Origin of the sequence: Streptomyces sp. NPDC056734 (assembly GCF_042790455.1) — a bacterium.
Lineage (GTDB): Bacteria > Actinomycetota > Actinomycetes > Streptomycetales > Streptomycetaceae > Streptomyces.
Genome location: NZ_JBHTZD010000020.1, coordinates 60,328 through 84,665, shown reverse-complemented (window position 1 = coordinate 84,665; position 24,338 = coordinate 60,328). Strand labels below are relative to the sequence as shown.

Below are 24,338 nucleotides of genomic sequence, written 5' to 3'. Positions count from 1 at the left end.
TCCTGACCGACAGTGGCAGGACTGCCGCACTACCTCGACATCCTGCCAAGCGCGCGGCACACTGGCAGCATGCTGAAAAACGTGGCCGTCGCCCTGCTCGACGGCGCCCATCCCTTTGAGCTGGGCGTCGTCTGCGAGGTCTTCGGCATGGACCGCAGCGACGAGGGACTGCCGGTCTACGACTTCGCGGTGGTCTCGGCCGACGGCCCCACCCTGACCACCCACGTCCCCGGCTTCACCATGGCCACCCCGCACGGCCTGGAGCGCCTGGAGAGCGCCGACCTGATCGCCGTACCGGCGGGCAACGAATATGTCGTACGGGACTATCCGCGCCCCCTGCTGGACGCGCTGGTCCGCGCGGTCGACCGGGGCGCGCGGGTGCTCAGCGTCTGCTCCGGGGTGTTCGTGCTCGGCGCCGCCGGGCTGCTGGACGGCCGGCGCTGCGCGGCGCACTGGCTGCACGTCGAGGAGCTGTCCCGGCGCTATCCGCGCGCCAAGGTCGAGCCGGATGTGCTCTACGTCGACGACGACCCGGTGATCACCTCGGCGGGCACGGCCGCCGGGATCGACGCCTGTCTGCACCTTGTGCGCAAGGAGCAGGGGCCCGAGGTCGCCAACCGGATCGCCCGGCGCATGGTGGTGCCGCCGCACCGGGACGGCGGCCAGGCCCAGTACATCGAACGCCCGCTGCCGGCCGCGCCCTGCGACACCGTCGGCGAGGTGCTGGCCTGGATGGATCAGCACCTCGCCGAGGAGATGACGGTCGAACAGCTGGCGGCCCGCGCCCTGATGTCGCCGCGGACCTTCGCCCGCCGCTTCCAGCAGGAGACCGGCACGACGCCCTACCGCTGGATCCTGCGCCAGCGGGTGCTGCTGGCCCAGCGGCTGCTGGAGGCGACGGACGAGACGGTCGACGCCATCGCCTCCCGGACCGGGTTCGGCTCGGCGGCGGCGCTGCGGCACCAGTTCCTGCGTGCCATGGGGATCACCCCGAACGCCTACCGACGCACCTTCCGGGGCCCGGCGGCAGCCTGACCGCCCGGCCCGCGCCCTGGATCACCGGGTCCCCGGATCACCTGGGCCCGCAGTCACCTGGGCCGGCGCGACCCGGACCCCGGATCACCGCGGCACCGGCGTGAGCAGCAGCCGGTTCGGGCGCAGCGTGATGCCCAGCCGGGTCGCGTCGTCGGAGCCGGACGCCTGGACGAACCGGTACCTGTTCGCCAGCGCCGCCGTGATCAGCGACAGCAGGGCCATCGAGAAGTGATCGCTCGGGCACTTGCGATTGCCGACACCGAACGGAGCCATGGCGAATTTCGGAACATCTTGCGATCGTTCCGGAAGCCATCGATCAGGATCGAACAGAAGGTTCTCGTCGTACGATCGCGGATCGCGTTGGACCGCGTACGGGCTGTACACGATGTCGGCCCCGGCCGGAATGCGATACCCGCCGAGTTCGGAGTCCTCCACTGCACGACGGGTCAGTATCCATACCGCCGGCCGCAAACGCATCGTCTCCACGATGACATTGTTGGTGTGCCGCAGCTTGCGGACGTCGTCGAATGCGACGGGCCGCCCGCCGGTGACGGATTGGACCTCCGCACGCACCTTGTCCGCGTGCTCCGGGTGTTCGGCGAGGACCAGGAGCAGCGACGTGACCATCGACGCGACGGTTTCACTGCCGGGCAGGAGTATCGCGACCACCTGGTCGTGGATCTCCTGTTCCCCGATGGGGTCACCATTGTCGTCCTTCGCCGACAGCAATGCCGTCAGCAAATCGTCCGGCTTTTGACCGGATGCCCGGCGCTCAGCGACGATCTCGTCCACCAGGAGATGCAAATCGGCCAAGGCCCGGTTGAATTCCCGGTTGGCCGGAAGCGGCAGCCTGTACAGCGGTCCGAGGGGCACCACCATCCGCCGGTACATGCCCCGGAAGACCACGGCGAGCGCGTCGCACAGCCGCTCCGCCCGCTCGTCCATGTACGCGCCGCGCAGCAGACAGCGCGCGGCGATGCGCACCGCGACCCGGAACGCCTCGCCCGTGCACTCGATGGTCTCGCCCGGCCGCCAGCGCTCGGCCAGCGCGTGGGCCTCCTCCTCCATGATCGACGCGTAGCCCGGGATGGCGTCGAGCCGGAACGCGGGCTGGATGGTGCGCCGCTGGCGGCGGTGGCGGGGGCCGTTGGCGGTGGCCACGCCCTCCGTGCCGACCAAGCCCTCCAGGGACTCCCAGAGCGGGCCGGCGATCTTGTAGTTGGGGTCCAGGGCGAGGGCGCCGGTCAGCTCCGGCGTGGTGACGGCGTACACCGTCTTGGGCCCGAGCTTCAGTCGCACGACCTCGCCGTGCGCGCGCAGCCCGGCCATGAAGCCGAGCGGGTCGCGCACCAGTTTCAGGCCGTGTCCGAAGACCGGCCGGCCGCCGCCCGCTAGGGGCGGTTCACGCAGTTCCTCTGGCCCGGGGGTGGTGGTTTCGGGCTTCACCGACTCGACGGTCATTTCTCACCTGCCGCTTCGTTGTTGACGTACGGGGGCGTGGACCGGTCGTCCCAGCTGTCGACCATGTAACGGCCGGATTCATGGTGGAACCAGTAGACGGAACTGAACCAGTTCCGCATGTTCGAGACGCAGGACCTGACGGCCCCGCCGATTTTCTTTCCGGACGCCGTGCCGTCGTCCAGTTCGTCGGCGAGACGCAGTGCCTCCCTTTCGGCGATCTGGAATCCGGAAATGCATTCCTCGACCCGGCGCCTTACTTCGGCGACGGATTCTTCGAGGGTCAGCCCTTCATGGGTGACAAGACTGATCCCGAGATTGTGCACCTCGGCGCCCGCGATTTCCTTGGGCAGCGAACAGAGGTCGTTGTACCAGGCGGCGAATTCCTGACTGAGCAATGCCGCCCGGCGAAAGGCCGGGTGCTTGCGCACCGAACGCGGGAGTTCCAGTCCCGCGGCCGGCTCCAGCAGATCCGTCCAGATCCAGTGCGCGAAGGTCAGCCGGCGCAGTGCGAGGTATTCTTCGACGCCGGGAATGATCCCCTCGGTGCGATTGTGGAACTCGCGGTCGTACGCGTCGATGACCGCGTGGAAGTGCCGGGAGAAGCGCGCGTTCCAGCTCTGCGGCAGAAACGACAGCACCCGCGTCACACTGTCCGCGAACCCTGCCACCAGGGGATCCTTGTGGTGCAGATGATCCTGGGGAGCATCGAGCGCCGCGTGCAGCCGGCGCCGCAGCCGCCGCCATGACTCGGGGCGGCGGTGCACGATGTCACGGTCGTGACGGTCGTCCCAGACGAAGAACCAGGAGCTGTAGTCCGCTATCGCCTGGAGAACGTCATCGGGGGCACCGAGGTAGTACCCCGCCATGAGGTCGGTGTAGCAAAGTCCATCGGCATATTCCTCCACCTTGTCGGCCGGCATCAGCCGCATTTCGAGCAGCCAGGCGCGGGTCTTCTCCTGGAGCCTGGGCCAATACGGGTGCAGTTGCCGCGGAAACGTCGCCTCGATCACCGGGAGAGAGAGCGATGGTGGGATCGCGGTCGTCGTCGATGTGGTGCCGTGTGGGAAAGACACGAACAAACCCCTCTCAGCCGCCAGATGCGCACACCCCTCGCGGTACCGGGCATGCGCCTTGCGTATCCCCGCACTTCCCATTCAGCACCACAACTGACCGATTTGGGAACGGATTTGCTTCATTCACTACCCCATCATGCCGAGATTCCCCTCTTGCGTGATCGATTGGGGATCGGTATGAGCACGGATCCGCTCGAACATACGAGGGCAGACGAACGGCGCCCGGCCGGGCACACATCCCGGCCGGGCGCCGTCGGTCCGGCGCGTGGGCGGCCACCGCGGCCACCGCGGGCCCCGCGGACCCGCCGCCCCGGCTCCCGTCAGTCGTTGGCGACCACGGGGTAGCGCGGCTCGTTCTCGGCCATCTGCCGCAGCGCGTCCTTGCGCTCGCGCTTGGAGAGCCGGTCGATGTAGAGGTAGCCGTGCAGGTGGTCGGTCTCGTGCTGCAAACACCGAGCGAAGTACCCGGTGCCCCGCACCTTGATCGGATTGCCCCGTTCGTCCTGCCCGGTCACCTCGGCGTAGTCCGGCCGCGCCAGCGGCGCGTAGGCCCCCGGGACCGACAGACACCCCTCGTTGCTGTCGTCCAGCCGCCGCCGGTCCGCGGGCAGCTCGACCACCTTCGGGTTGCAGACCACGCCCACATGCCGGTTGCCGTCGTCGTCCGGGCAGTCGTACACGAACACCTTCAGATCGACCCCGACCTGATTCGCGGCGAGCCCCACGCCCTCGGCGGTCCGCTGGCTGGCGAACATGTCGTCGATCAGCCGCCGCAGCTCGTCGTCGAAGACGGTGACGTCGCGGCACTCCTTGTGCAGCACCGGATTGCCCACGACCGTGATCGCCCGCGAGCCCCCCCGCCCCCGGTACGCCAGCTCCCGCTCCTCGCAGTCCTCCGTGTCCACGACAAACCCATCACCGTCGACGGGAAGCACGCCCACGTGCTGCTGTTCGGTGTCCTGCTGAGCCATGACGGACGTACGCCTTCCTACACAAGAACAGGGAGAAGATACCGATACAGGGTACGCGCGACGCCGCTCGCTGAGGGCCGCGGCCTCGGCTCGATCACGGGCACGACAACCGGCCCCTCAGGGGCGCGGGACTGTGCCCGATATGCGGCTCCGCCGCGTGGGCGCGAGAAGCGACCACGACCCGCACCCGGCGACAAAAGATCAGCACACCTCTTCGAGATCCCGCCAGTCCCGGGACTCCGGCGAGTCAGCCACCCACCCGTCCAGCAACCCCCGTACCAAGGCAGCCGGCGCAGCCACCCCGCACTCCCGCTCCGGCACCCACAGCTGCCCGTCCGTCCGATGCCCCAGCGGCCCCGGCGCCCCCGGCTCACTGTGATCGTGCGGGTCGTGATGCTCCCCGTCGCCCTCGTCGGACGGCATCCGGGACTCCGAGCAGAGCCGGCACAGCAGCCGCACGGACGACGACCAGTCCTCCGCCGCGAACCCGGCGTCGGCCGCGAGCTGCTCCAGCGCGTCCCGGTCGTCCTCGGTGGCGGCGTCGAGCAGCACCACCCAGGTCGGCACCGGCGACGGTGCCCACAGCTCGATCTCGTCGAAGACGGGGTAGGAGTGCCCGGCGGTCGTGGTCCGCTCGCCGTGCGGCACCCCGTCGTGCAGCACGACCTCGCCCCAGCGCCGCCCGGACGACGGCAGCGGGATCGACAGCACCTCGATCCGCGCCGGATCCAGCCGCCGTCCCCACACCACCTCGGCCTCGCCCTCGGGCGACAGCCGTACGGCGGCGCTGCCCAGGTCCATCCCGACCGGCTCCCCGGCGGCGGTGGCACCGCCCGGCACATGCAGCCCGTACGCCTGCCAGGCGCGGCGGGCCAGCGGCCAGTCCTGGAGGGCGGTGGCGGCGATCCCGACGTTCCACCAGTCGGGTGCCCCGGTCTCCCGCTCCAGCAGGGCGACGGCCCGCAGCCCGGCGGCTCTGGCCTGCTCCCAGTCGTGCCGGAACTTGTGCAGCAGGGCGAGGTTGAACCAGGACTCCGACAGCCAGGGTTCCAGGTCGGCCGCCCGTGTCAGCAGCGCTCCCGCGTCCTCGTACCGGCCGTCGCCGATCAGGGTGAAGGCGCGGTCCGTGGCCTGCCGCCAGGAGGCGGAGGGCCGGTGCCGTCCCTTGCCGAAGATCCTCACGATTCCCGCCTGCCAGTTCCGTTCGGTGGGCTGGCTAATGCCCCCGGACACCCTCTTCCTCGCATCCAACCACGTACGGCTGGAAGGGCGCTCATTACCCATGGGTTACCCAGCCGGGCCCGGGGTAGACCATGCCGTTTCGCCATCGCTCAACCGCCCGCCCCCCGGTTCGCCAGCACCCGGGCGAGCGCCTCCACGACCTCCGGGGCGTAGTCCCCGGCGGTGGCGAGGCGCAGCTCCTCCAGCGCGGTGAGCGGCCCCCCGGGACCGGCGTCCCGGGCCTTCTCCTCGTACGCGTTCACCGCGCGGACGATCCTGGCGGCCACCGGCTGTTCGCGGTAGGGGTCGGCCTGCCGTTCCACCACCGCCGCGACGGCCGCGTTGACGCCGGTCTGCCGGACGACCGCGCCGCCCAGCAGCGCGATCCGGCGCTGTTCGGCGGCGGGCAGCGAGGCCGTGGCACCGGCCGGGACCGGGTCGAGGAGGCTGAGCTGGCCGATGTCGTGCATGAGAGCCGCGTACTCCAGCACGGTCAGCTCCGGCTCGGTGAGCCCGAGATCGCGGCCGACGGCCTGGCTGAGCGCGGCGACCCGGTGAGCGTGCCCGGCCGGTGTGTACCCGGCGATCTCGGTGGCCCGCGCGAGGGAGGCGATGGTCTGCCGGTAGGTGGCCCGGACGGCGGAGTAGCGCCGGAAGGTGACCTGCGCGAGCAGCAGCGGCAGCGCGAACAGCGGGAGCGCCCACAGCCCGGCGACCGCGACGCCGAGCGCCATCACCGCGCCGGTCGCGCACACCGCCGAGCCGATCCCGCGCATCGCCCGCAGTTCCTCGCGCAGCAGCGGGCCGAAGGGCCAGCCGGTGCGGGAGTGCGCGAAGGCGGCGGCGAGCACGCCGTCGCACAGGGCGGTGAGCGCGAGGATGGTGACCAGCAGCAGGGCGTACCCCGGGCCGCCCCAGTCGTCGAACACGCCCTGGGTGTACAGCGGCTGGAAGCAGACGGCGGCGAATCCGGCGGCGAGCACCCGCCGGGAGAGATGGTCGAGGGTGGATCCGCGTCCGCGCGCGATGTGCGGCACGCTCCCGGCCAGGGCGGCGGCGAAGACCACGGTGACGATCTGCGCGACCCCGTGCCCGGTCGGCGCCCCGGCCACCTCCCCGAGCAGCGCGTACGACAGTGCCCCGGCGGCCCCGAGCGGCGCCGCCTCCCGGCCCTGCGCCCAGGTCCACCGGGTCAGCTCCCCCACCGCCACCAGCAGCCCGAACGCCAGCGCGATCCCCCGGTCCGCCAGCCCGTCCCACAGGGTCACCCCGAGCGATCCGCCCGCGACCAGGCCCGCGCCCCCGTGGACCAGCCTCCGCAGGACCCGGACCCCGGGGTTCACCGATGGGCTCCCTGTCTGCGCACCGCGGGCAGCGAGACGCGCGGCGTCAGGGTCTCGTCCGCGGTGACCGCCGGATGCCAGCCGGCGTCGGTGGAGGCCCGGCCCAGGGCGCGGACCAGGGCCTCGACCATGCGGGGGTCGAACTGGGCACCGGCGCAGCGGCGGAGTTCCGCGAGGGCGGCGGGGACCGGGCGGGCGCGGCTGTAGGAGCGGGTGGAGGTCATGGCGTCGAAGGCGTCGGCCACGGCGACGACCCGGGCGGGCTCGGGGATCTGCTGACCGACGAGGCCGTACGGGTAGCCGCTGCCGTCGAGGCGTTCGTGGTGGTGCAGGATCGCCGAGCGGGCCTCGCCGAGGAAGCCGATGCCGCGCACCATCTCGTGGCCGTACTCCGGATGCAGTTCGATGACCCGGCGTTCCTCGGGGGTGAGCGGTCCGTCCTTGCGCAGCAGCCGGGTGGGGACGCCGAGTTTGCCGACGTCGTGCAGGATCCCGGCGAAGCGGATCAGTTCGACGCGCTCCTCGTCCAGGCCGAGTTCACGGGCGATCATCATGGACGCCCGGCCGACCCGCTCGCTGTGCCCCCGGGTGTAGCCGTCCTTGATGTCGACGGCCTGCACCAGCGCGCGGATGGTCGCCTGATGGGCCGCGCTCTCCCGGTGGTACTGGGCGAAGGCCCACCACGACACGCACATCGGCAGCAGCACCAGCAGCGCGGCCACCGGACCGTACGGGCTGCGCCACAGCACGGCCATCATCAGCCCGGCGAGTCCGTGCACGGCGACCGGCGCCAGCGAGCGGGCCAGCAGCCCGCGCCAGGCCCGGCGCACCGGCACGCCCTCGGCCAGCACCAGGATCCCGCCGTCCAGCGCGGTCAGCACCAGGCCGAAGGCGAGCACGGCGGCCCCGGCCGGAATCAGCGCGTAGGGGAAGTCGGAGGCGACGACCGCGTCCCGGCCGCCGAACAGCCAGTGCATGTGGGTCGCGGTCCAGACGGCGAGCACCAGCCGGGCGGCCCGCCACAGCCTGCGCCAGCCGCGCGGGCGCTGCTCGACTTCGGCTATCAGCGCGCCGGGCAGCACGACGAGGGCGGCGGCGGGCGCCGGCAGCAGAAACGCTCCGGCCAGCAGGACGGGGTAGCAGGTGCCGGCGAACCGCCGGCGGGCGAGCCGCTCCCCGGCCGCGTGCAGCGCGGCGAGCAGGGCGACGGCCCACCAGGGCGTACGCAGTCCGGGCAGCGGGGTGAGACAGGCGAGCGCGGCGAGCGCGGTACAGGCGATGTACACACGGGCCCGTGCCGGTCTCGCCTCCATGACGCCCTCCCCCGACGTGCCTGTCCAGGCTCCGGAGCCTAGGACGGCATGGGGCGGCACGCGGGCGGATAACCCGTCGATTAGCACGTTCGAGTGACACAGACCCAGCCACGGGGAATCCCGTGGCCGACGGTCAGGAAGGGCGGTTCAGGACTGCGTCGCCGGGAGGCGTCACCTCACGCGGCTCGCGGTCAGGACTCCTGCGGTGCGGGGGTCGCGGTCGGGGTCGCGGTGGGCGCCGCCTCGCGCTCCGGCACGATCTGCCCGGAGCGGATCAGCTCCAGCCGCCCCATGACCTTGGCCCGCAGATCGGCGGGCACGTCGTCATGGCCGCAGCACCGCTTGACCAGCTTCTTCACGGCCTGCTCCAGGCCGTACTTCTCCAGGCAGGGCGAGCATTCCTCGAAGTGCTGCCGGAACTTGTCGCGGTCGACGTCCGGCATCTCTCTGTCGAGGAACTCGTACAGATGGTCGAGCACCTCGCTGCAATCAGTGTCGTGCGGCTCTCCGCAGCTCATGAGCCCGAGCCTTTCGCTTCGTTCGACTCTCCGGCACCGGCCGGGACGAGCCCGCGCTCACGGGCGTAGTCCTCCAGCATGCCGCGCAGTTGACGGCGGCCCCGGTGCAGCCGGGACATCACCGTGCCGATGGGTGTCCCCATGATGTCCGCGATCTCCTTGTACGCAAAGCCCTCTACGTCGGCGAGATAGACGGCGATACGGAATTCCTCGGGAATCGCCTGGAGCGCTTCCTTCACATCCGAGTCGGGCAGATGGTCCAGCGCCTGCGACTCCGCGGAACGCAGACCGGTCGACATGTGCGACTCGGCGCGGGCGAGCTGCCAGTCCTCGATCTCCTCGGCGGCGGAGCGCTGCGGCTCGCGCTGCTTCTTGCGGTACGAGTTGATGAAGGTGTTGGTGAGGATCCGGTACAGCCATGCCTTGAGGTTGGTGCCCTCACGGAACTGGTGGAAGGACGCGTACGCCTTGGCGTAGGTCTCCTGCACAAGGTCCTCGGCGTCGGCCGGATTGCGCGTCATGCGCAGCGCGGCCGAATACATCTGGTCGAGGAACTCCAGCGCGTCCCGCTCGAAGCGCGCGCTGCGCTCCGCGGTCGACTCCGTGCCGCTGCCCCGGCCCTCGGGCTGCTCCGCCTGGCCGTCGTCGGTCCCTGCGTCGGTACCGGGAACCGGACCCACCTCCTCAAGTTTCCGGGCAGGACCGAACCCGGTCCCACCAGAATCGGAGGATAGACGACGATCCGGTCCGCCCGCCGCTCGAATCGGAGCGGTCTTGGCCGCGTGCAGCACCGACCACTCCAGATCGGTGTGCGAGGCGCGGCTCGAATCCGGCTCCGCCGGGCGCGGCCCGTCCACGGGGTGGTGGCGGGAGACGGGCGGGCAAACGGTCGAACCCATGCGGCGGACTTCCTCTCCACGACGTCGGTACCGGTGCCCCGGCCCTTCTGTCCGCCTTCAACAGCAGGCAAAGCCCTGGCATTCCCGCCCCGTCAGCGCAGGCCCGAGGCCCAGTCGGTCACCCGGTCCGTGATGATCGTCACTGCCTCGTCCTGGCTGATCCCGGCCCTCCTGGGAACGGCCAGCCCATGATCGGCGGCCGGTACCTCGACCAGTTCGTAGTCCCCGCCGGGAAACTCCTCGGGCCGTCCGAACGGGTCGTTGCCGCCCTGCACGACGAGCGTGGGCACCCCGGCCCCGAGCAGCTCGGCGGCGCGCGACTTCTCCGGCCGGCCCGGCGGATGCAGCGGGAAACTGAGCGCGAGCACCCCGGCCGCCCCCAGCTCCGACGCCGTACGGCAGGCCACCCGGGCGCCCGCGCTGCGGCCCCCGGAGATCACCGGCAGCCCTTGCGCCACCAGGGCGGGCCACACCCCGCGCCACCCCACGTCCAGCGTCTTCGGCGCGGGCGCCACCTTCTTCCCGGCCACCCGCCAGGGCTGCTCCACGAGGGCGACGGTCACCCGATGGGCCGGAAGGGTGTGCGCGAGCGCCTGGAGGTCCCGCGCGTCGATGCCGCCGCCCGCCCCATGACCGACGGCGAGCACCAGCCGGGGCCGGGGCGCGGGGTGCCAGGTGATCCGGGCGGTACCGGCCTCGGTCTGGACGGTCTGGACGGTCTCGACGGCGACGTTCCCGGTAGCCGCCGCGCCTGTCCGGTCCCTGCCCTTTTCGCTGGTCACGTCGTCGCCGCCCGCTCTCGCCGCCCATTTCGGATCAGATTCCGAATTCAGATCCAGAACCCGGATCCAGGATTCAGGATTCAGGATTCAGAACAGTGTGCCCTCCTCGGGCCCCGAGAGTTCCTTCAGCAGGTCCGGTCCGTTGTTGCGGACATTGCTGACCGCCGTGGAGACCGGGTACGCGCGCATCAGGCCGGGCGGCGGCGGGGTGAGCAGGGAGCGGAGGTCCTCGGGGTCGGTGCGGGACGGATCCAGCCAGGCGTCCCAGCGGTCCGGGGTGAGCATCAGCGGCATCCGGGGGTGGATGTCGGCGAGGGCATGGGGCCCGTCGGCGGGGGCCACGGCCAGCGGGCTGGTCTCCGCCTCCGTGGTGATCACCGAGCAGGTCACCCACCAGGCCAGCGGATGCTCGTCGGGCAGGGTGCGGTCCCGCCAGAACTCGTACAGCCCGGCCATCGCGAAGACCGAGCCGTCGGCGGGCAGCACGAAGTACGGCTGTTTGCGGGGCCGCTTCTTCTTCCCCTCCACCTCCAGGTCCCGCTCGTCCTTGCCGGTGACCCACTCGTAGTAGCCGTCGGCGGGCAGGACACAGCGCCGGGCGGCGAAGGCACGGCGGAACGACGGCTTCTCGTGCACGGTCTCCGCGCGGGCGTTGATCATCCGGGCCCCGCCCTCGGGCGTCTTGGCCCAGGACGGCACCAGTCCCCACTTCAGCTTGCGCAGCTGGCGAACCGGACGGGGGTCCTCCGCGTCTTTGAGGGCACGGTCCAGGACCGCGTAGACCTCTTTGGTCGGGGCGACGTTGTAGTCGGGGGCGAGGGTCTCCTCGGGCTCCCACTTCTCGACCTCAAAGATTCCTGCGAGATCCTCGGGTCCACGACTCGATGCATACCTTCCGCACATGCGTGCCACACTGCCAGATCCCGTACGGAGACAGGGAGCGCCCCGGACCCATGGACAGCACGACAGCGACCTCGCTCTGGGACGAACTCACCGGTACACAGCCCGCCCCCGACCTCTGGGTGGTGCTGGGCACCCTGGCCGTCGTACTCGCCGTCGTCGTCCCGCACGCCCCGTGGCGGATATCCCGCAACGCGATCACCATCGCCCACGAGGGCGGCCACGGGCTGATCGCGCTGCTGACCGGCCGCAGCCTGACCGGCATCCGGCTGCACTCCGACACCAGCGGCCTGACCGTCAGCCGGGGCAAGCCGCACGGCATCGGCATGATCCTCACCGCCGCCGCGGGCTACACCGCCCCGCCCCTGCTCGGCCTCGGCGGGGCCGCGCTGCTGGGCTCCGGCCGCATCACCCTGCTGCTGTGGCTGGCGACGGCCCTGCTGCTGGCGATGCTGGTGATGATCCGCAACGCGTACGGCGTCCTGACGGTGGTCGTCAGCGGCGGCACCTTCCTGCTGGTGTCCTGGCTGGCCGGACCCCAGGTGCAGGCCGCCTTCGCGTACGCGGTGGTGTGGTTCCTGCTGGTGGGAGGGGTGCGCCCGGCCTTCGAACTCCAGGCCAAGCGGTCGCGCGGCGGCGCGGGCGATTCGGACGCGGACCAGCTGTCCCGGCTGACGCACGTCCCGGCGGGGCTGTGGTTCTTCCTGTTCCACGCGGTGTCGCTGTGCTCGCTGATAGGCGGGGGGCGCTGGCTGCTGGAGCTGTGAGGCGGCGGCTGCGGGGGCGCGGGGTGGTACCGGGGTGGTATCAGGCCGCGACTCCAGGGAGAGGAAGCGGTATCGATCCGCGGCCTTCAAGGGGAACGAGGCGGCATCGATCCACGGCTCCGCCGCGCGCGCCCGGTCGGCCCCCGGTCGCCCCCGGTCGGCGGTGGACGAAAATCCACGCCCCCCTTGCCCCTTATAAGGTTGGCCCTATGGTCCCCAACACCACGAACACCGCCCTCTGGCCCGCCCCGCACGCGAGCGGAGCCGTCCGCGCGACGGTCCACGTGCCGGGGTCCAAGTCGGTCACCAACCGCGCCCTCGTCCTCGCCTCCCTCGCCTCCGAGCCCGGCTGGCTGCGCCGCCCCCTGCGCTCCCGCGACACCCTGCTGATGGCCGGCGCCCTGCGCGCGATGGGCGTCGGCATCGAGGAGGGCGTGGGCCCCGACGGCTCCGGCGAGGCCTGGCGGGTGCTGCCGGTCGGCCTGCGCGGCGACGCCACCGTGGACGTCGGCAACGCCGGCACGGTGATGCGCTTCCTGCCGCCGGTCGCCGCCCTCGCCGAGGGCCCCGTCCGCTTCGACGGCGACCCGAGGTCGTACGAGCGTCCCCTGCACGGCGTGATCGACGCGCTGCGGGTGCTCGGGGCCCGGATCGACGACGACGGGCGCGGGGCGCTGCCGCTGACCGTGCAGGGCTCGGGTGCGCTGGAGGGCGGCCCGGTGGAGATCGACGCGTCCTCCTCGTCGCAGTTCGTCTCCGCGCTGCTGCTGTCCGGCCCGCGTTTCAACCAGGGCGTGGAGGTCCGGCACATCGGCTCAGCGCTGCCCTCGATGCCGCACATCCGGATGACCGTCGACATGCTGCGCGCGGTCGGCGCCCAGGTGGACACCCCGGAGTCGGGCGGCGAGCGCAATGTCTGGCGGGTCACGCCGGGCGCGCTGCTGGGCCGTGATCTGACCATCGAGCCGGACCTGTCGAACGCGCAGCCGTTCCTGGCGGCGGCGCTGGTGACCGGCGGCAAGGTGCTGATCCCGGACTGGCCCGCCCGGACCACCCAGCCCGGTGACCGGTTGCGGGAGATCTTCACCGAAATGGGCGGTTCCTGCGAACTGACCGACTACGGGCTGGAGTTCACCGGTTCGGGCGCCATCCACGGCGTGGACGTGGACCTGAGCGAGGTCGGTGAGCTGACCCCCGGCATCGCGGCGGTGGCGGCGCTGGCCGACTCCCCGTCCACCCTGCGGGGCGTGGCCCATCTGCGGCTGCACGAGACGGACCGGCTGGCCGCCCTCACCAAGGAGATCAACGACCTGGGCGGCGATGTCAAGGAGACCGCCGACGGTCTGCGCATCCGCCCGCGCACCCTGCACGGCGGGATCTTCCACACGTACGAGGACCACCGGATGGCGACCGCGGGCGCGATCATCGGCCTGGCGGTGAAGGACGTACAGATCGAGAACGTGGCGACGACGGCGAAGACCCTGCCGGACTTCCCCGACCTGTGGACCGGGATGCTCGGGGCATAGGGGTCACGCCATGCGCCGCTACGGCAAGCACACCGACGAGGACGACATCCGCTCGCGCCCCAACCGCAAGGGCACCCGGCCGCGTACCCACACCCGCCCCAAGCACGAGGAAGCCTCCGGGGGCATGGTCCTCACGGTCGACCGGGGCCGGCTGACCTGTCTGGTCGAGGGCCGTACGGTGATGGCGATGAAGGCCCGTGAACTGGGCCGCAAGGCGGCGGTGGTCGGCGACCGGGTGGCCCTCGTCGGCGATCTGTCCGGCAAGAAGGACACCCTCGCGCGGATCGTGCGGATCGAGGAGCGCACCTCGGTGCTGCGCCGCACGGCGGACGACGACGATCCCTACGAGCGGGTGGTCGTGGCCAACGCCGACCAGCTCGCCATCGTCACCGCCCTCGCGGACCCCGAACCCCGCCCCCGGCTGATCGACCGCTGTCTGGTCGCGGCGTACGACGGCGGCCTGGAGCCGCTGCTGGTGATGACCAAGTCGGACCTGGCCTCACCGGACAAGCTGTGGGAGCTGTACGGCGATCTGGACATCCCGTTCGTGGTGACCAGCCGGGAGGAGCTGGAGAGCGGGGCGGCGCTGGGGCGGGTCGTGGAGCAGCTGGCGAACAAGGTCACGGCATTCATCGGGCACTCCGGCGTCGGCAAGACGACCCTGGTCAACGCCCTGGTGCCACAGGAGCGCCGCCGGCTGACCGGTCATGTCAACGCGGTGACCGGCCGGGGGCGGCACACCACCACGTCGGCGCTGGCGCTGCCGCTGGGCGGCTCGGACGGATGGGTGATCGACACCCCGGGCCTGCGGTCCTTCGGCCTGGCGCACATCGATCCGTCCCGGGTCATCCTCGCCTTCCCCGACCTGGAGCCCGGCACGGTGAACTGCCCGCGCGGGTGCAGCCACGACGAGCCGGACTGCGCGCTGGACCAGTGGGTGGCCGACGGACACGCGGACCCCGCCCGGCTGTACTCGCTGCGGCGGCTGCTGTCGACGCGGGAGCGCCGGGACGGCGACTGAGCGGGAATCGAAGGATCGAAGGTGCGGGAAGGTCATTGACCTTGGCGTTGTTTGCGGTGTTGCAGGTCCGGTAAGGGCATAATCGCAACAGCCGTATCCCAAGCCCGAGTAAAGTCTGACAAGCGGTCACAGAACGTGGAGTTACGGGAGGATTGCACATGGCGTGGCTGCTGGTCATCGTCGCGGGGCTGCTCGAAACCGGCTTCGCGGTCTGTCTCAAGCTGTCGCACGGATTCACCCGGCTCTGGCCGACCGTCGCCTTCTGCATCTTCGCCCTGGGCAGCTTCGGCCTGCTCACCCTGGCCCTGAAGAAGCTGGACGTGGGTCCGGCGTACGCGGTGTGGACCGGGATCGGCGCGGCGGGCACGGCGATCTACGGCATGGTCTTCCTGGGCGATCTGGTCTCGACCCTGAAGCTCATCTCGATCAGCCTGGTGATCCTCGGCGTGATCGGCCTTCAGCTGTCGGGGTCGGCGCACTGACGTCCTGGCCGGGCCGGCGCGCGAGCACCTCCCGGATGAGCGGGGCGACCCCGCCCTCCCCGGGCGGCGCCGCGACACAGGACAGCGCGAGCCGTACCGCCAGCTCACAGCACCAGGCCAGTTCGGCGGCATCGCCCCGGGGCCGGGCCCCGTATCCCAGCAGCACGGCGACGGCCCGGTCCCGCACGAGGGTCACGAAGTCGCCGGGCGAGGGCAGCGGACCGTCGGCGCGGCGCTGGGCGGGCACGGCCGAGGAGGAGGGCACGGCGGCGAGTGAGGGGGTGGGCAGCCGCTCGCTCCAGCAGCCGGTGAGCATGGCCTTGACCAGCGCGTTCTCGCGGGCGGCGCGGGTGGTCCACTCGGCGGTGGCGGTGAGCCGGTCACGGGCGTCCAGCGGGGTGGCGAGGGCGCGTTCCACACCGGCGAGATAGCCGTCGGCCTCCCGGCGGACGAGGGCGCGGGCCAGACCGTCCTTGCTGCCGAACTCGTTGTACAGCGTCTGCCGGGACACCCCGGCCGCCGCCGCCACGTCCACCATCCGCACCGCCGACCACGGCCGCAGCGCCAGGGCGGTAAAGGCGGCGTCGAGCAGGGACTCCCGAGCAGCAGGCATCATCGGCTCCCAGGGGAACGGCACTGCGCCCAGATTTGACGCGCCGGACAGCACTGTCAAGGGTTCGCGTCGGAGGCGGGGCGGTGGCACATCTGTGCGTATGCCGGGAGCCGGGGGGTGGCGCGTCCTGTGCGTATGCCGGGGGCCAGGTGGTGGCGGGCCTCTTCGTACGCCGGGAGCGAGGTGGTGGCGCACCTGTTCGTACCTCGTTGGCTGGGCGGCGGCCCGCCCGTTCGTACGCCGGAGGCGGGGTGGCGGTGGCCCGCCCGCCCGTTCGTACGTCGGAGGCGCGGCGGGCGGCACGCCTACTCGTTCGTCGGTGGCACGGGGCGGCACGCCCGTTCGTACGTCGGAGGCGCGGCGGGCGGCACGCCCACTCGTTCGTCGGTGGCACGGCGGGCGGCACGCCCACTCGTTCGTCGGTGGCACGGGGCGGCACGCCCGTTCGTACGCCGGAGGCACAGCGGTGGCACGCTCGTTCGTGCGCCATACCGGCCCCCGCCGCACCGCGCCGCGCTCCGCCCCGCGTAGCCCGTCCCCGTCCGGGACGGATACCGTTCGCCACATGCCCGACTACCTCGACGACCTCCGCCTCGCCCACGTCCTCGCGGACGCCGCCGACGCCATCACCATGGACCGATTCAAGGCCCTCGACCTCAAGGTCGAGACCAAGCCGGACCTGACCCCGGTGAGCGAGGCGGACAAGGCGGTCGAGGAGTTCATCCGCGGCCAGCTCCAGCGCGCCCGTCCCCGCGACGCGGTGCTCGGCGAGGAGTACGGGGTCGCGGGCACCGGTCCCCGGCGCTGGGTCATCGACCCGATCGACGGGACCAAGAACTACGTCCGCGGTGTCCCCGTCTGGGCCACGCTGATCTCCCTGATGGAGGCGGCGGAGGGCGGCTTCCAGCCCGTCGTCGGTCTCGTCTCCGCCCCCGCGCTCGGCCGCCGCTGGTGGGCCGCGAAGGGACACGGCGCCTTCACCGGCCGCAGCCTCACCTCCGCGTCCCGGATGCATGTCTCCGGCGTGGCCCGGCTCGCGGACGCCTCCTTCGGGTACTCCTCCCTGACCGGCTGGGAGGAGCAGGGCCGGCTGCCCGGGTTCCTCGATCTGACCAGGGACGTCTGGCGCACCCGTGCCTACGGTGACTTCTGGCCGTACATGATGGTGGCCGAGGGTTCCCTCGATCTGTGCGCCGAGCCCGAGCTGTCCCTGTGGGACATGGCGGCGAACGCGATCGTGGTCACCGAGGCCGGCGGCACCTTCACCGGCCTGGACGGACGGCCGGGCCCGCACGGCACCAACGCCGCCGCCTCCAACGGCCTGCTCCACGACGAACTGCTCGGCTACCTCAACAACCGCCGCTGACCCAGGCGCACCCGCACCCCCACGCGCCCCACGGCAAGCGACGCGCGCCCCCTTGTTGACTCCTCCTTTGCCTGCGACTCTGAAGACCCCACCCTTGTGAATTTGTGAAACGATGAACAGACGAACCGCACCGGATGAACCGCACCAGGTGCACCCGGTGAATCAGATGAACCAAGGGGCGGGGATCTCCCAAGGAGGTGGCTCCAGCCCATGCTCGTCCGAGACGCCATGACCACCGTGGTCCTCACGATCGGTCCCGACCACACGCTCCGCCAGGCCGCCGCGCTGATGTCCGCGCGCCGCGTCGGCGCGGCGGTGGTCCATGACCCCGACGCCGACGGGATCGGCATACTCACCGAGCGCGACATCCTGGTCTCCATCGGTCTGGGCCAGGACCCGGACGTCGAGCGCGCCCACGCCCACACCACCACCGACATCGTCTTCGCGGCCCCGGCCTGGACCCTGGAGGAGGCGGCGTACGCGATGGCGCACGGCGGCTTCCGCCATCTGATCGTGCTGGACCGCGAGGGACCGGCCGGGATCGTCTCGGTCCGGGACATCATCCGCTGCTGGGCCCCGCACCGCCACCAGGTCCCCGCCTGACCCGGCCCCCGGGAAACGCCGGACGGGCCGGGCTCCCGAGGGAACCCGGCCCGCCGCCACGGCAAGCGCTCCGGTACTGCCGGGCTGTCAGCCGCGCAGGGCCTGGACGGCGGCTTCCAGCCGCTTGCCGAAGTCCTCGTCCGCCTGACGGAAGTTGCCGATCGCGCGCTCGGCGATGTCGTCGCGCGAGACCCCGGCGATCGAGCCCGCCAGGTTGGCGATCAGCCGCTCCCGCTCGCCTTCGGACATCAGCCGGTAGAGGTCACCGGCCTGCACGAAGTCGTTGTCCTCGGCGTGCGCCGGGGCCGGGTGCTCCCCGGTGGTCCCGGTGACCGCCGTGGCCGACCACAGCGGTCGGTCGGTCTGGTGGGGGCCGCCGAAGCTGTTCGGCTCGTAGTTCTTGGCGCCCTTGTGGCGGCCGTCGTACAGGTGTCCGTCCCGGCCGTAGGTACGCGCCTCGGTGGCGTGCGGGCGGTTCACCGGGAGCTGATCGGCGTTGATGCCGACCCGGTAGCGGTGGGCGTCGCCGTACGCGAAGAGCCGGGCCTGGAGCATCTTGTCCGGCGACGGGCCGATACCGGGCACGAAGTGGGCCGGCGAGAAGATGCTCTGCTCGACCTCGGCGAAGACGTTCTCCGGGTTGCGGTTCAGCTCCAGCCTGCCGATGGTGAGCGGCGGGTAGTCGGCGTGCGGCCAGATCTTGGTGAGGTCGAACGGGTTGAAGCGGTAGGCCGCCGCGTCCGCCTCCGGCATGATCTGCACCTGCACGGTCCAGGTCGGGAACTCGCCGCGCTCGATGGCCTCGCGCAGATCGCGCTGGTGCGAGTCGGGGTCCTTGCCCGCGAGCAGCTCGGCGTCCTTGGCGGTGAGGTTCTCGATGCCCTGGTCGGTCTTGAAGTGGTACTTCACCCAGAAGTTCTCACCGGCTTCGTTCGTCCACCGGTAGGTGTGCGACCCGTAGCCGTTCATGTGGCGGTACGAGGCCGGGATGCCGCGGTCGCCGAAGAGCCAGGTCACCTGGTGGGTGGCCTCCGGGCTAAGCCCCCAGAAGTCCCACACGTTGTCCGCCTCCTGGGAGCCGGTGTACGGGTCGCGCTTCTGGGTGTGGATGAAGTCCGGGAACTTGATCCCGTCCTTGATGAAGAAGACCGGGGTGTTGTTGCCGACGAGGTCGTAGTTGCCGTCCTCGGTGTAGAACTTCAGCGCCCAGCCGCGCGGGTCACGCACCGCGTCCGCCGCGCCGAGATTGCCCGCCACCGTGGAGACCCGCAGGAAGACCTCGGTCTCCTTGCCCGCCTCGGCGAGAAACGCCGCGCGGGTGTACGGGGTGACATCGGCCGTCACCGTGAAGGTGCCGTAGGCGCCGGCGCCCCGGGCGTGCACCACACGCTCCGGGATCCGCTCCCGGTTGAAGCGGGCCAGCTTCTCCAGCAGGAGCTGGTCCTGGATCAGCAGCGGACCGCCGATGCCCGCGGCCTCACTGTTCTGGTTGTCGGAGACGGGGGCTCCGGCCTCCGTCGTGAGCGGTCCCTGCGTCACGTCTGCCTCCAGCTGCGCTTTTTCCACGACCCAAAGTCAGCTTCGATCCTATAATGGACTCAGTCTAAGTCAAGCAGAACTCTAAACCCACACCTATTCAGGACCTAGCCCCCTTGCTGTTAAGGTGTTCTGCATGAGTGACCTTCTGGAACGGCTGCGCGGACGCGGATGGCGAATGACCGCGCAGCGGCGCGTCGTGGCCGAGGTCCTCGCCGGTGATCATGTGCACCTGACCGCCGACGAGGTGCACGCCCGTGCCGTGGCCAAGCTGCCGGAGATCTCCCGCGCGACGGTCTACAACACCCTCGGCGAGCTGGTCTCGCTCGGCGAGATCCTTGAGGTCAGCACCGACAAACGGGCCAAGCGCTACGACCCCAACGCGCACCGGCCGCATCACCACCTGGTGTGCGCCCAGTGCGGCGCGATCCGGGACGTCCACCCGACCGGCAATCCACTGGCCGACCTCCCCGACTCCGAACGCTTCGGTTTCTCGGTCTCGGGCGTCGAGGTGACGTACCGCGGCATCTGCCCGAACTGTTCGAGCGCGTAACCCGCAACTGACTCCCGAAGGGCCCCGGCACCACACAGGCGCCGGGGCTCTTCGGCATGCCCGGACGCCCGGCATATCCGGCCCGGCGCATATCCGGCCCGGCGGGCGCGGACCTCGGTGGCGGCACCGCACGCACAAACACCGAGGGCCGGAACCCTGTGAAAGGATTCCGGCCCTCGATCTTCAGTAGCGGGGACAGGATTTGAACCTGCGACCTCTGGGTTATGAGCCCAGCGAGCTACCGAGCTGCTCCACCCCGCGCCGCTGAATGGAACGTTACGTCACCGGGGTCCCACGAGGCAAATCACGGTGACGTGGCCGTATGGGCAGAGCCCCGCAAGCTACCGAGCGGTCGCCCCCGCCCCCGCGTATCTCCCGGCAGCGCACCGAGGGAACGCCGAGCCTCCGCCACAAGCGTCCCATCCGGCACTCAAGAAATGAGAATCCTCTCCTCTTTCAGTCAACTGTTCGATTGGACTGGACACTTTCCCCATGAAGAGGCTTCGGAAAGCCCATCTGGCGATCACCGTGGTCGCTGCCCTGGCAGGGGCCGGACTGGTGGCGGGCAGGGCCCTGGTGGACCACGGCAGGCCGCTGGATCTGGGGCCCTCGATCGAGGTACGGGACCCCCGTACGGGAGACAGCCCGCCGGTGTCCCGCCCGGCGCCGCCCAAGTCACCGCACGCTCCCTCCTCCTCGCCCCTGACCCCCACACCCACCCCCACTCCCCCCACGGCGACCCCCGCCCCGCTCCCCGTCCCGGACCCCTCCTCCCCCGAACCGCCCCCGGGGGGCCTGCCCGTGCCCTCGCTCACCCCGCCACGCAGCGGCGAGGACCCGAGCACCACACCGCCCCCGCCCTCGGCCGACGACGATGACGACGGGGCCGGCGGATCGGACGACGACACCGGAGGGGACTGATCGGCGTGCGCCGGCACACCGCCAGCGCGCGGTCCAGGATCGTGGGATGGATGCTGCTTCTCGTGGGAGCGGCACTCGCGCTCCCCACGGTCGGCATCACCGTCATCTGGCAGTCCCAGCTGGACGACCAGATCGACGCCCAACTGCTGCGCGAGGCCGACAAACTGCGGCAGTTCGCGGCCGGCGCCGAGCAGCCCGGCGCCGGACCGCGCCATCCGGACGGCGCCGCGCTGCTGACCGCCTTCATGACCATCAATCTGCCCAGCCGCGAGGAGACCTTCTTCAGCATCGTCGACGGCCGGGCGGACCGCCGGAGTTCCGCCGCGGCCCCCGCCCGGCTCGACCGGGACCCCGAGGTCGTCGCCCGGCTGTCCGCCCTGCCGGCCGACCGCGCCCGCGTCGGCTGGCTCACCGACGCGTCGGTGGGCCGGGTCCGTTACGGGGTGATCCCGGTCCGAGTGGACGGCGACCCGCACGACGTACGGCTGGTGATCCTGGAGTTCCGGGACCGGCAGCTGGCGGAGGAGCGCCGGGTCGCCAAGATGCTGCTCGGCACCGGATTCGGCGCGCTGGTGCTGGCGGGCGGGGCGAGCTGGCTGGTGGCGGGCAGGATCCTGGCCCCGGTCCGGCTGGTGCGGCACACCGCCGCCCGGATCAGCGAGTCCGACCTCACCCAGCGCCTCGATGTGCGCGGCGACGACGACGTGGCCGCGCTCGCCCACACCTTCAACCGGATGCTGGACCGGCTGGAGCGCGCCTTCACCACCCAGCGGCGCTTCCTCGACGAGGTCGGGCACGAACTGCGTACCCCCATCACGGTCGTCCGGGGCAATCTGGAACTGCTGGACGCAGGCGGGCCGCCGCGCGGCGGCTGGGACATCGCGGTGGCGGAGCGGGCGGCGACCCGCTCGCTGGTCCTGGACGAACTGGACCGGATGAGCCGGATCGTGGACGATCTGCTGCTGCTCGCCAAGGCCGAACGGCCCGACTTCCTCACCCTCGGCGAGACCAACCTCACCGATCTCATCGTGGACGTCGTCGCCAAGGCGCGGGCGCTCGGCGACCGGTACTGGCGGGTGGCGGCCGTCGCCGAGGCCACCGTCCTGGTCGACGGCCAGCGGCTCACCCAGGGCCTGATCCAGCTCGCCGCCAACGCCGTACGGCACACCCTGGACGGCGATCTCATCGAGATGGGGTCGGCGATCCGGGGCGACCAGGTGCTGCTGTGGGTGCGCGACTCCGGTCCCGGGGTCGGCCCGATGGACCGGGAGCGGATCTTCGGGCGGTTCGCCCAGGCGGGCCGGACCGGCGCGGGCGGCCCGTCGGGCGACGGCAGCGCGGGCGCCGGGATCGGGCTGGGGCTGGCGATCGTCCGCGAGATCACCGAGGCGCACGGCGGCACCGTGTGGGTGGAGGACGCGACGACCGGCGGCGCCCGGTTCGTACTGCGACTTCCGGCGTACTACCCCGGCCAGGAAGGACACCATGCACCGGATTCTCATAGCGGAGGACGAGGCGGGAATCGCCTCCTTCGTAGAAAGGGGCTTACGCGGAAATGGGTTCATTACCTCCGTAGTGGGTGATGGCCTGTCGGCGTACGAGCACGCCCGCGCCGGCGAGTGCGATCTGATGATCCTCGATCTGGGGCTGCCGGCCGTGGACGGACTGACCGTGCTGCGCAAGCTGCGGGAGATGCGGGTGACGCTGCCCGTGGTGATCCTCACCGCCCGCGACAGCGTCTCGGACGTGGTCGCTGGCCTTGAGGGGGGTGCGGACGACTACATCTCCAAGCCCTTCGCCTTCGAGGAACTGCTGGCCCGGGTACGACTGCGGCTGCGCGCCGAGGGCGGGCCCGGGTCCTCGCTGCTGCGGGCCGGTGACCTCGTACTGGATCTGCGCACCCGGCGGGTCCATGTCGACGGGCGGGTCGCCGAGCTGTCCGCCCGGGAGTTCGCCCTGACGGAGGTCTTTCTGCGCAACCCCGACCAGGTGCTGACCCGGGAGCAACTGCTCAGCCGGGTCTGGGGGTTCGACTACGACCCCGGGTCGAACATCGTCGACGTCTACGTCCGCTACGTACGGCGCAAGCTGGGGCCCGACCGGGTGGAGACGGTACGGGGGGTGGGGTACCGGCTGCGGGCGTAGTCGTCCAGGTGTAGTCCTCCAGGTGTAGTCGCCCAGCGCCTCAGGGGTGTCTGAGCTGCGCTGACGTGGATACCGAGTCGCTTCGCGGGCGGACTCCCGGCGCCGTCCGACAACGTTGCCACAGCGGTGAGAACTCTCTCACCGTGATCTCACAGGTGGCTCATCGCCCGCCCGCATGCTTCCGGGCCAGGACATCGACCCCAGGTGTCCCTTCCCTACCGGCCGCCCCGGTGGTGTCAGCCCGCGGCTGCCGGTTCGCAGATCCGGCCTGGAGCACACACATGAAGAAACTGCTCGACAACGCACGGACCTTCCACGACCGTATCGCCCCGCAGAGCGAGATGTTCCGGCGGTTCGCCGCCGGGCAGAGCCCCAGCGTCCTGTTCATCACCTGCTCCGACTCCCGGGTGGTGCCCGCGCTGATCCTGCGCACCGGCCCCGGCGAGGTCTTCGAACTGCGCAACGCCGGCAACATCGTCCCGCCGTACGACCCGGACCGCTTCTCCGGCGAGGCCGCGACCGTCCAGTACGCGGTGGAGGTGCTCAAGGTCCGGGACGTCGTGGTCTGCGGGCACTCGCACTGCGGCGCGATCGGCGCCGTGGCCAGCGGGCAGGACCTCAGCGCGCTGCCCAGCGTGGACCGCTGGGTCTCCTTCGCCCGCACCGGTCTGAGGCCCCTGCTGGACGCGCCACCGCAGGACCCGGCGCTGGCCGTGTTCGTCCAGCGCCATGTGGCCGGCCAGCTCGATGTGCTGCGCGGCTACCCCGAGGTGGCCGCCGCCGTGGACGCCGGGCGGCTGAGGCTGCACGGCTGGTACTACCGCGTCCACACCGCCGAGGTGCTCGAACTCGACGAGGGCGACGGCGAGTTCCACCGCCACTGAACCGGGCGCAGAGCCCGGTGGCACGAGCGACAACACCGGCCGTCCGCTCCCACCGGATCCGGCCGCCTCCCCCTCTCCCCCGACCATGCCCCCCACAGACGCATCCGGCCGACCCGCCCCCGAGGTCGTGCACCTCGGGCGCACACCGGTACCGCTCAGTCCTCTCCTGGGCGCACCGGCCGTCGCCGTCGCCGGATGCGGCGAAAGGACCGAACGCTGTGTCAAACGACCGAGTACGTGTGGGTAGTTCCGGACGGCACGCGCGACGCGGCGCGGGCTCCCGGGGTGGGGGGGGGGGGGGCCCCCCCCCCCCCCCCCCGCCCCCCCCCCCCCCCCGCCCGGCCCGGCGCGGCGGCGGCGGCGGGGGGTTTGAAGGGGGCCCGCCCCCGGGGGGGGGGGGGGCCC

General features: G+C 71.4%; 24 protein-coding genes and 1 tRNA gene. 12 read left to right on the top strand and 13 right to left on the bottom strand.

Features of this window, described 5'->3' with window-relative positions:
* Nucleotides 1–69: 69 nt before the first annotated feature.
* Nucleotides 70–1,035, top strand: a complete 966-nt coding sequence (locus tag ACFRFC_RS28390) for a GlxA family transcriptional regulator (protein WP_382685104.1) — start codon at nucleotides 70–72, stop codon at nucleotides 1,033–1,035.
* An 84-nt stretch (nucleotides 1,036–1,119) separates the two neighbouring features.
* Here ACFRFC_RS28390 and ACFRFC_RS28385 read toward each other — a convergent pair whose 3' ends face one another.
* From ACFRFC_RS28385 to ACFRFC_RS28340, 10 genes are all read right to left on the bottom strand, one after another.
* A complete protein-coding gene (locus tag ACFRFC_RS28385; protein WP_382685101.1) occupies nucleotides 1,120–2,496 on the bottom strand; it encodes a cytochrome P450 in 1,377 nt (458 codons plus the stop codon).
* The gene (cyc1, locus tag ACFRFC_RS28380; RefSeq protein WP_382685099.1) at nucleotides 2,493–3,506 is read right to left on the bottom strand and encodes an epi-isozizaene synthase; all 1,014 of its coding nucleotides are present in this window, start codon (nucleotides 3,504–3,506) and stop codon (nucleotides 2,493–2,495) included. Before cyc1 ends, ACFRFC_RS28385 begins: the two co-directional genes overlap by 4 nt.
* 383 nt (nucleotides 3,507–3,889) lie before the next feature.
* A complete protein-coding gene (gene def, locus ACFRFC_RS28375; RefSeq protein ID WP_382685097.1) occupies nucleotides 3,890–4,540 on the bottom strand; it encodes a peptide deformylase in 651 nt (216 codons plus the stop codon).
* 201 nt (nucleotides 4,541–4,741) lie between these two features.
* Entirely contained in the window at nucleotides 4,742–5,722 is a 981-nt protein-coding gene (locus ACFRFC_RS28370) for a tetratricopeptide repeat protein (protein WP_382685169.1), read from the bottom strand.
* 149 nt (nucleotides 5,723–5,871) lie between these two features.
* Complete coding sequence (locus ACFRFC_RS28365) at nucleotides 5,872–7,104, bottom strand: HD-GYP domain-containing protein (RefSeq protein WP_382685095.1); 1,233 nt, start codon at nucleotides 7,102–7,104, stop codon at nucleotides 5,872–5,874.
* Nucleotides 7,101–8,417 carry an HD-GYP domain-containing protein gene (locus ACFRFC_RS28360; RefSeq protein ID WP_382685092.1) on the bottom strand — a complete coding sequence of 439 codons (1,317 nt, stop codon included), beginning with the start codon at nucleotides 8,415–8,417 and terminating at the stop codon, nucleotides 7,101–7,103. The genes ACFRFC_RS28365 and ACFRFC_RS28360 overlap by 4 nt, the downstream gene beginning before the upstream one ends.
* A 191-nt stretch (nucleotides 8,418–8,608) precedes the next feature.
* Nucleotides 8,609–8,935, bottom strand: coding sequence for a mycothiol system anti-sigma-R factor (gene rsrA, locus ACFRFC_RS28355; protein ID WP_382685090.1), 327 nt, complete (start codon nucleotides 8,933–8,935; stop codon nucleotides 8,609–8,611).
* Nucleotides 8,932–9,615 carry an RNA polymerase sigma factor SigR gene (sigR, locus tag ACFRFC_RS28350; protein ID WP_382685088.1) on the bottom strand — a complete coding sequence of 228 codons (684 nt, stop codon included), beginning with the start codon at nucleotides 9,613–9,615 and terminating at the stop codon, nucleotides 8,932–8,934. The genes rsrA and sigR overlap by 4 nt, the downstream gene beginning before the upstream one ends.
* Nucleotides 9,616–9,926: 311 nt before the next feature.
* On the bottom strand, nucleotides 9,927–10,616 hold the full coding sequence (locus ACFRFC_RS28345) for an alpha/beta family hydrolase (RefSeq protein ID WP_382685086.1): 690 nt from the start codon (nucleotides 10,614–10,616) through the stop codon (nucleotides 9,927–9,929).
* 87 nt (nucleotides 10,617–10,703) lie between these two features.
* Nucleotides 10,704–11,519, bottom strand: coding sequence for an SOS response-associated peptidase (locus ACFRFC_RS28340; RefSeq protein ID WP_382685084.1), 816 nt, complete (start codon nucleotides 11,517–11,519; stop codon nucleotides 10,704–10,706).
* A gap of 50 nt (nucleotides 11,520–11,569) precedes the next feature.
* Between ACFRFC_RS28340 and ACFRFC_RS28335 the strand changes: the two genes are divergently transcribed.
* The 4 genes from ACFRFC_RS28335 (at nucleotide 11,570) to ACFRFC_RS28320 (ending at nucleotide 15,312) form a co-directional block, all read left to right on the top strand.
* Nucleotides 11,570–12,283: a M50 family metallopeptidase gene (locus ACFRFC_RS28335; RefSeq protein ID WP_382685082.1), complete on the top strand. Its 714-nt coding sequence runs from the start codon at nucleotides 11,570–11,572 to the stop codon at nucleotides 12,281–12,283.
* Nucleotides 12,284–12,492: 209 nt separating this feature from the next.
* Nucleotides 12,493–13,809 (top strand): 3-phosphoshikimate 1-carboxyvinyltransferase, encoded by a 1,317-nt coding sequence (aroA, locus tag ACFRFC_RS28330; RefSeq protein WP_382685079.1) that lies wholly within the window; start codon nucleotides 12,493–12,495, stop codon nucleotides 13,807–13,809.
* Nucleotides 13,810–13,819: 10 nt separating this feature from the next.
* Nucleotides 13,820–14,830, top strand: a complete 1,011-nt coding sequence (rsgA, locus tag ACFRFC_RS28325; protein WP_382685076.1) for a ribosome small subunit-dependent GTPase A — start codon at nucleotides 13,820–13,822, stop codon at nucleotides 14,828–14,830.
* Between the two features lie 158 nt (nucleotides 14,831–14,988).
* Complete coding sequence (locus tag ACFRFC_RS28320; RefSeq protein ID WP_382685074.1) at nucleotides 14,989–15,312, top strand: DMT family transporter; 324 nt, start codon at nucleotides 14,989–14,991, stop codon at nucleotides 15,310–15,312.
* Here ACFRFC_RS28320 and ACFRFC_RS28315 read toward each other — a convergent pair.
* Nucleotides 15,257–15,925, bottom strand: coding sequence for a TetR/AcrR family transcriptional regulator (locus ACFRFC_RS28315; RefSeq protein WP_382685167.1), 669 nt, complete (start codon nucleotides 15,923–15,925; stop codon nucleotides 15,257–15,259). The two genes, ACFRFC_RS28320 and ACFRFC_RS28315, sit on opposite strands and share 56 nt — an antisense overlap.
* A 565-nt stretch (nucleotides 15,926–16,490) precedes the next feature.
* On the opposite strand from ACFRFC_RS28315, the gene hisN reads away from it, so the two are divergent.
* Together hisN and ACFRFC_RS28305 are read left to right on the top strand one after the other, a co-directional pair.
* A complete protein-coding gene (hisN, locus tag ACFRFC_RS28310) occupies nucleotides 16,491–17,291 on the top strand; it encodes a histidinol-phosphatase (RefSeq protein WP_382685072.1) in 801 nt (266 codons plus the stop codon).
* 210 nt (nucleotides 17,292–17,501) lie between these two features.
* On the top strand, nucleotides 17,502–17,894 hold the full coding sequence (locus tag ACFRFC_RS28305; RefSeq protein ID WP_382685069.1) for a cyclic nucleotide-binding/CBS domain-containing protein: 393 nt from the start codon (nucleotides 17,502–17,504) through the stop codon (nucleotides 17,892–17,894).
* 87 nt (nucleotides 17,895–17,981) lie between these two features.
* Here the strand turns inward: ACFRFC_RS28305 and ACFRFC_RS28300 are convergent, their stop codons facing one another.
* The gene (locus ACFRFC_RS28300) at nucleotides 17,982–19,433 is read right to left on the bottom strand and encodes a catalase (protein WP_382685067.1); all 1,452 of its coding nucleotides are present in this window, start codon (nucleotides 19,431–19,433) and stop codon (nucleotides 17,982–17,984) included.
* 133 nt (nucleotides 19,434–19,566) lie between these two features.
* On the opposite strand from ACFRFC_RS28300, the gene ACFRFC_RS28295 reads away from it, so the two are divergent.
* Complete coding sequence (locus ACFRFC_RS28295) at nucleotides 19,567–19,983, top strand: Fur family transcriptional regulator (RefSeq protein ID WP_382685065.1); 417 nt, start codon at nucleotides 19,567–19,569, stop codon at nucleotides 19,981–19,983.
* A gap of 187 nt (nucleotides 19,984–20,170) precedes the next feature.
* On the opposite strand, the gene ACFRFC_RS28290 is transcribed toward ACFRFC_RS28295, so the two are convergent.
* A tRNA-Met gene (locus tag ACFRFC_RS28290) sits at nucleotides 20,171–20,244 on the bottom strand.
* A gap of 231 nt (nucleotides 20,245–20,475) precedes the next feature.
* Here ACFRFC_RS28290 and ACFRFC_RS28285 point away from each other — a divergent pair.
* From ACFRFC_RS28285 to ACFRFC_RS28270, 4 genes are all read left to right on the top strand, one after another.
* Nucleotides 20,476–20,904 carry a hypothetical protein gene (locus tag ACFRFC_RS28285; RefSeq protein WP_382685063.1) on the top strand — a complete coding sequence of 143 codons (429 nt, stop codon included), beginning with the start codon at nucleotides 20,476–20,478 and terminating at the stop codon, nucleotides 20,902–20,904.
* 50 nt (nucleotides 20,905–20,954) lie between these two features.
* Nucleotides 20,955–22,487, top strand: a complete 1,533-nt coding sequence (locus ACFRFC_RS28280; protein WP_382685060.1) for a sensor histidine kinase — start codon at nucleotides 20,955–20,957, stop codon at nucleotides 22,485–22,487.
* Nucleotides 22,390–23,049, top strand: coding sequence for a response regulator transcription factor (locus ACFRFC_RS28275; RefSeq protein WP_382685058.1), 660 nt, complete (start codon nucleotides 22,390–22,392; stop codon nucleotides 23,047–23,049). Before ACFRFC_RS28280 ends, ACFRFC_RS28275 begins: the two co-directional genes overlap by 98 nt.
* 281 nt (nucleotides 23,050–23,330) lie before the next feature.
* On the top strand, nucleotides 23,331–23,933 hold the full coding sequence (locus ACFRFC_RS28270) for a carbonic anhydrase (protein ID WP_382685056.1): 603 nt from the start codon (nucleotides 23,331–23,333) through the stop codon (nucleotides 23,931–23,933).
* Nucleotides 23,934–24,338 lie beyond the last annotated feature (405 nt).

Bases quoted from the DNA above. Each gene is read 5' to 3' on its own strand.
- ACFRFC_RS28390 (WP_382685104.1), top strand. From the start codon at position 70: ATGCTGAAAAACGTGGCCGTCGCCCTGCTCGACGGCGCCCATCCCTTT.
- ACFRFC_RS28385 (WP_382685101.1), bottom strand. From the start codon at position 2,496: ATGACCGTCGAGTCGGTGAAGCCCGAAACCACCACCCCCGGGCCAGAG.
- def (WP_382685097.1), bottom strand. From the start codon at position 4,540: ATGGCTCAGCAGGACACCGAACAGCAGCACGTGGGCGTGCTTCCCGTC.
- ACFRFC_RS28360 (WP_382685092.1), bottom strand. From the start codon at position 8,417: ATGGAGGCGAGACCGGCACGGGCCCGTGTGTACATCGCCTGTACCGCG.
- rsrA (WP_382685090.1), bottom strand. From the start codon at position 8,935: ATGAGCTGCGGAGAGCCGCACGACACTGATTGCAGCGAGGTGCTCGAC.
- ACFRFC_RS28340 (WP_382685084.1), bottom strand. From the start codon at position 11,519: ATGTGCGGAAGGTATGCATCGAGTCGTGGACCCGAGGATCTCGCAGGA.
- ACFRFC_RS28335 (WP_382685082.1), top strand. From the start codon at position 11,570: ATGGACAGCACGACAGCGACCTCGCTCTGGGACGAACTCACCGGTACA.
- aroA (WP_382685079.1), top strand. From the start codon at position 12,493: ATGGTCCCCAACACCACGAACACCGCCCTCTGGCCCGCCCCGCACGCG.
- rsgA (WP_382685076.1), top strand. From the start codon at position 13,820: ATGCGCCGCTACGGCAAGCACACCGACGAGGACGACATCCGCTCGCGC.
- ACFRFC_RS28320 (WP_382685074.1), top strand. From the start codon at position 14,989: ATGGCGTGGCTGCTGGTCATCGTCGCGGGGCTGCTCGAAACCGGCTTC.
- ACFRFC_RS28315 (WP_382685167.1), bottom strand. From the start codon at position 15,925: ATGCCTGCTGCTCGGGAGTCCCTGCTCGACGCCGCCTTTACCGCCCTG.
- hisN (WP_382685072.1), top strand. From the start codon at position 16,491: ATGCCCGACTACCTCGACGACCTCCGCCTCGCCCACGTCCTCGCGGAC.
- ACFRFC_RS28305 (WP_382685069.1), top strand. From the start codon at position 17,502: ATGCTCGTCCGAGACGCCATGACCACCGTGGTCCTCACGATCGGTCCC.
- ACFRFC_RS28295 (WP_382685065.1), top strand. From the start codon at position 19,567: ATGAGTGACCTTCTGGAACGGCTGCGCGGACGCGGATGGCGAATGACC.
- ACFRFC_RS28285 (WP_382685063.1), top strand. From the start codon at position 20,476: ATGAAGAGGCTTCGGAAAGCCCATCTGGCGATCACCGTGGTCGCTGCC.
- ACFRFC_RS28280 (WP_382685060.1), top strand. From the start codon at position 20,955: ATGCTGCTTCTCGTGGGAGCGGCACTCGCGCTCCCCACGGTCGGCATC.
- ACFRFC_RS28275 (WP_382685058.1), top strand. From the start codon at position 22,390: ATGCACCGGATTCTCATAGCGGAGGACGAGGCGGGAATCGCCTCCTTC.
- ACFRFC_RS28270 (WP_382685056.1), top strand. From the start codon at position 23,331: ATGAAGAAACTGCTCGACAACGCACGGACCTTCCACGACCGTATCGCC.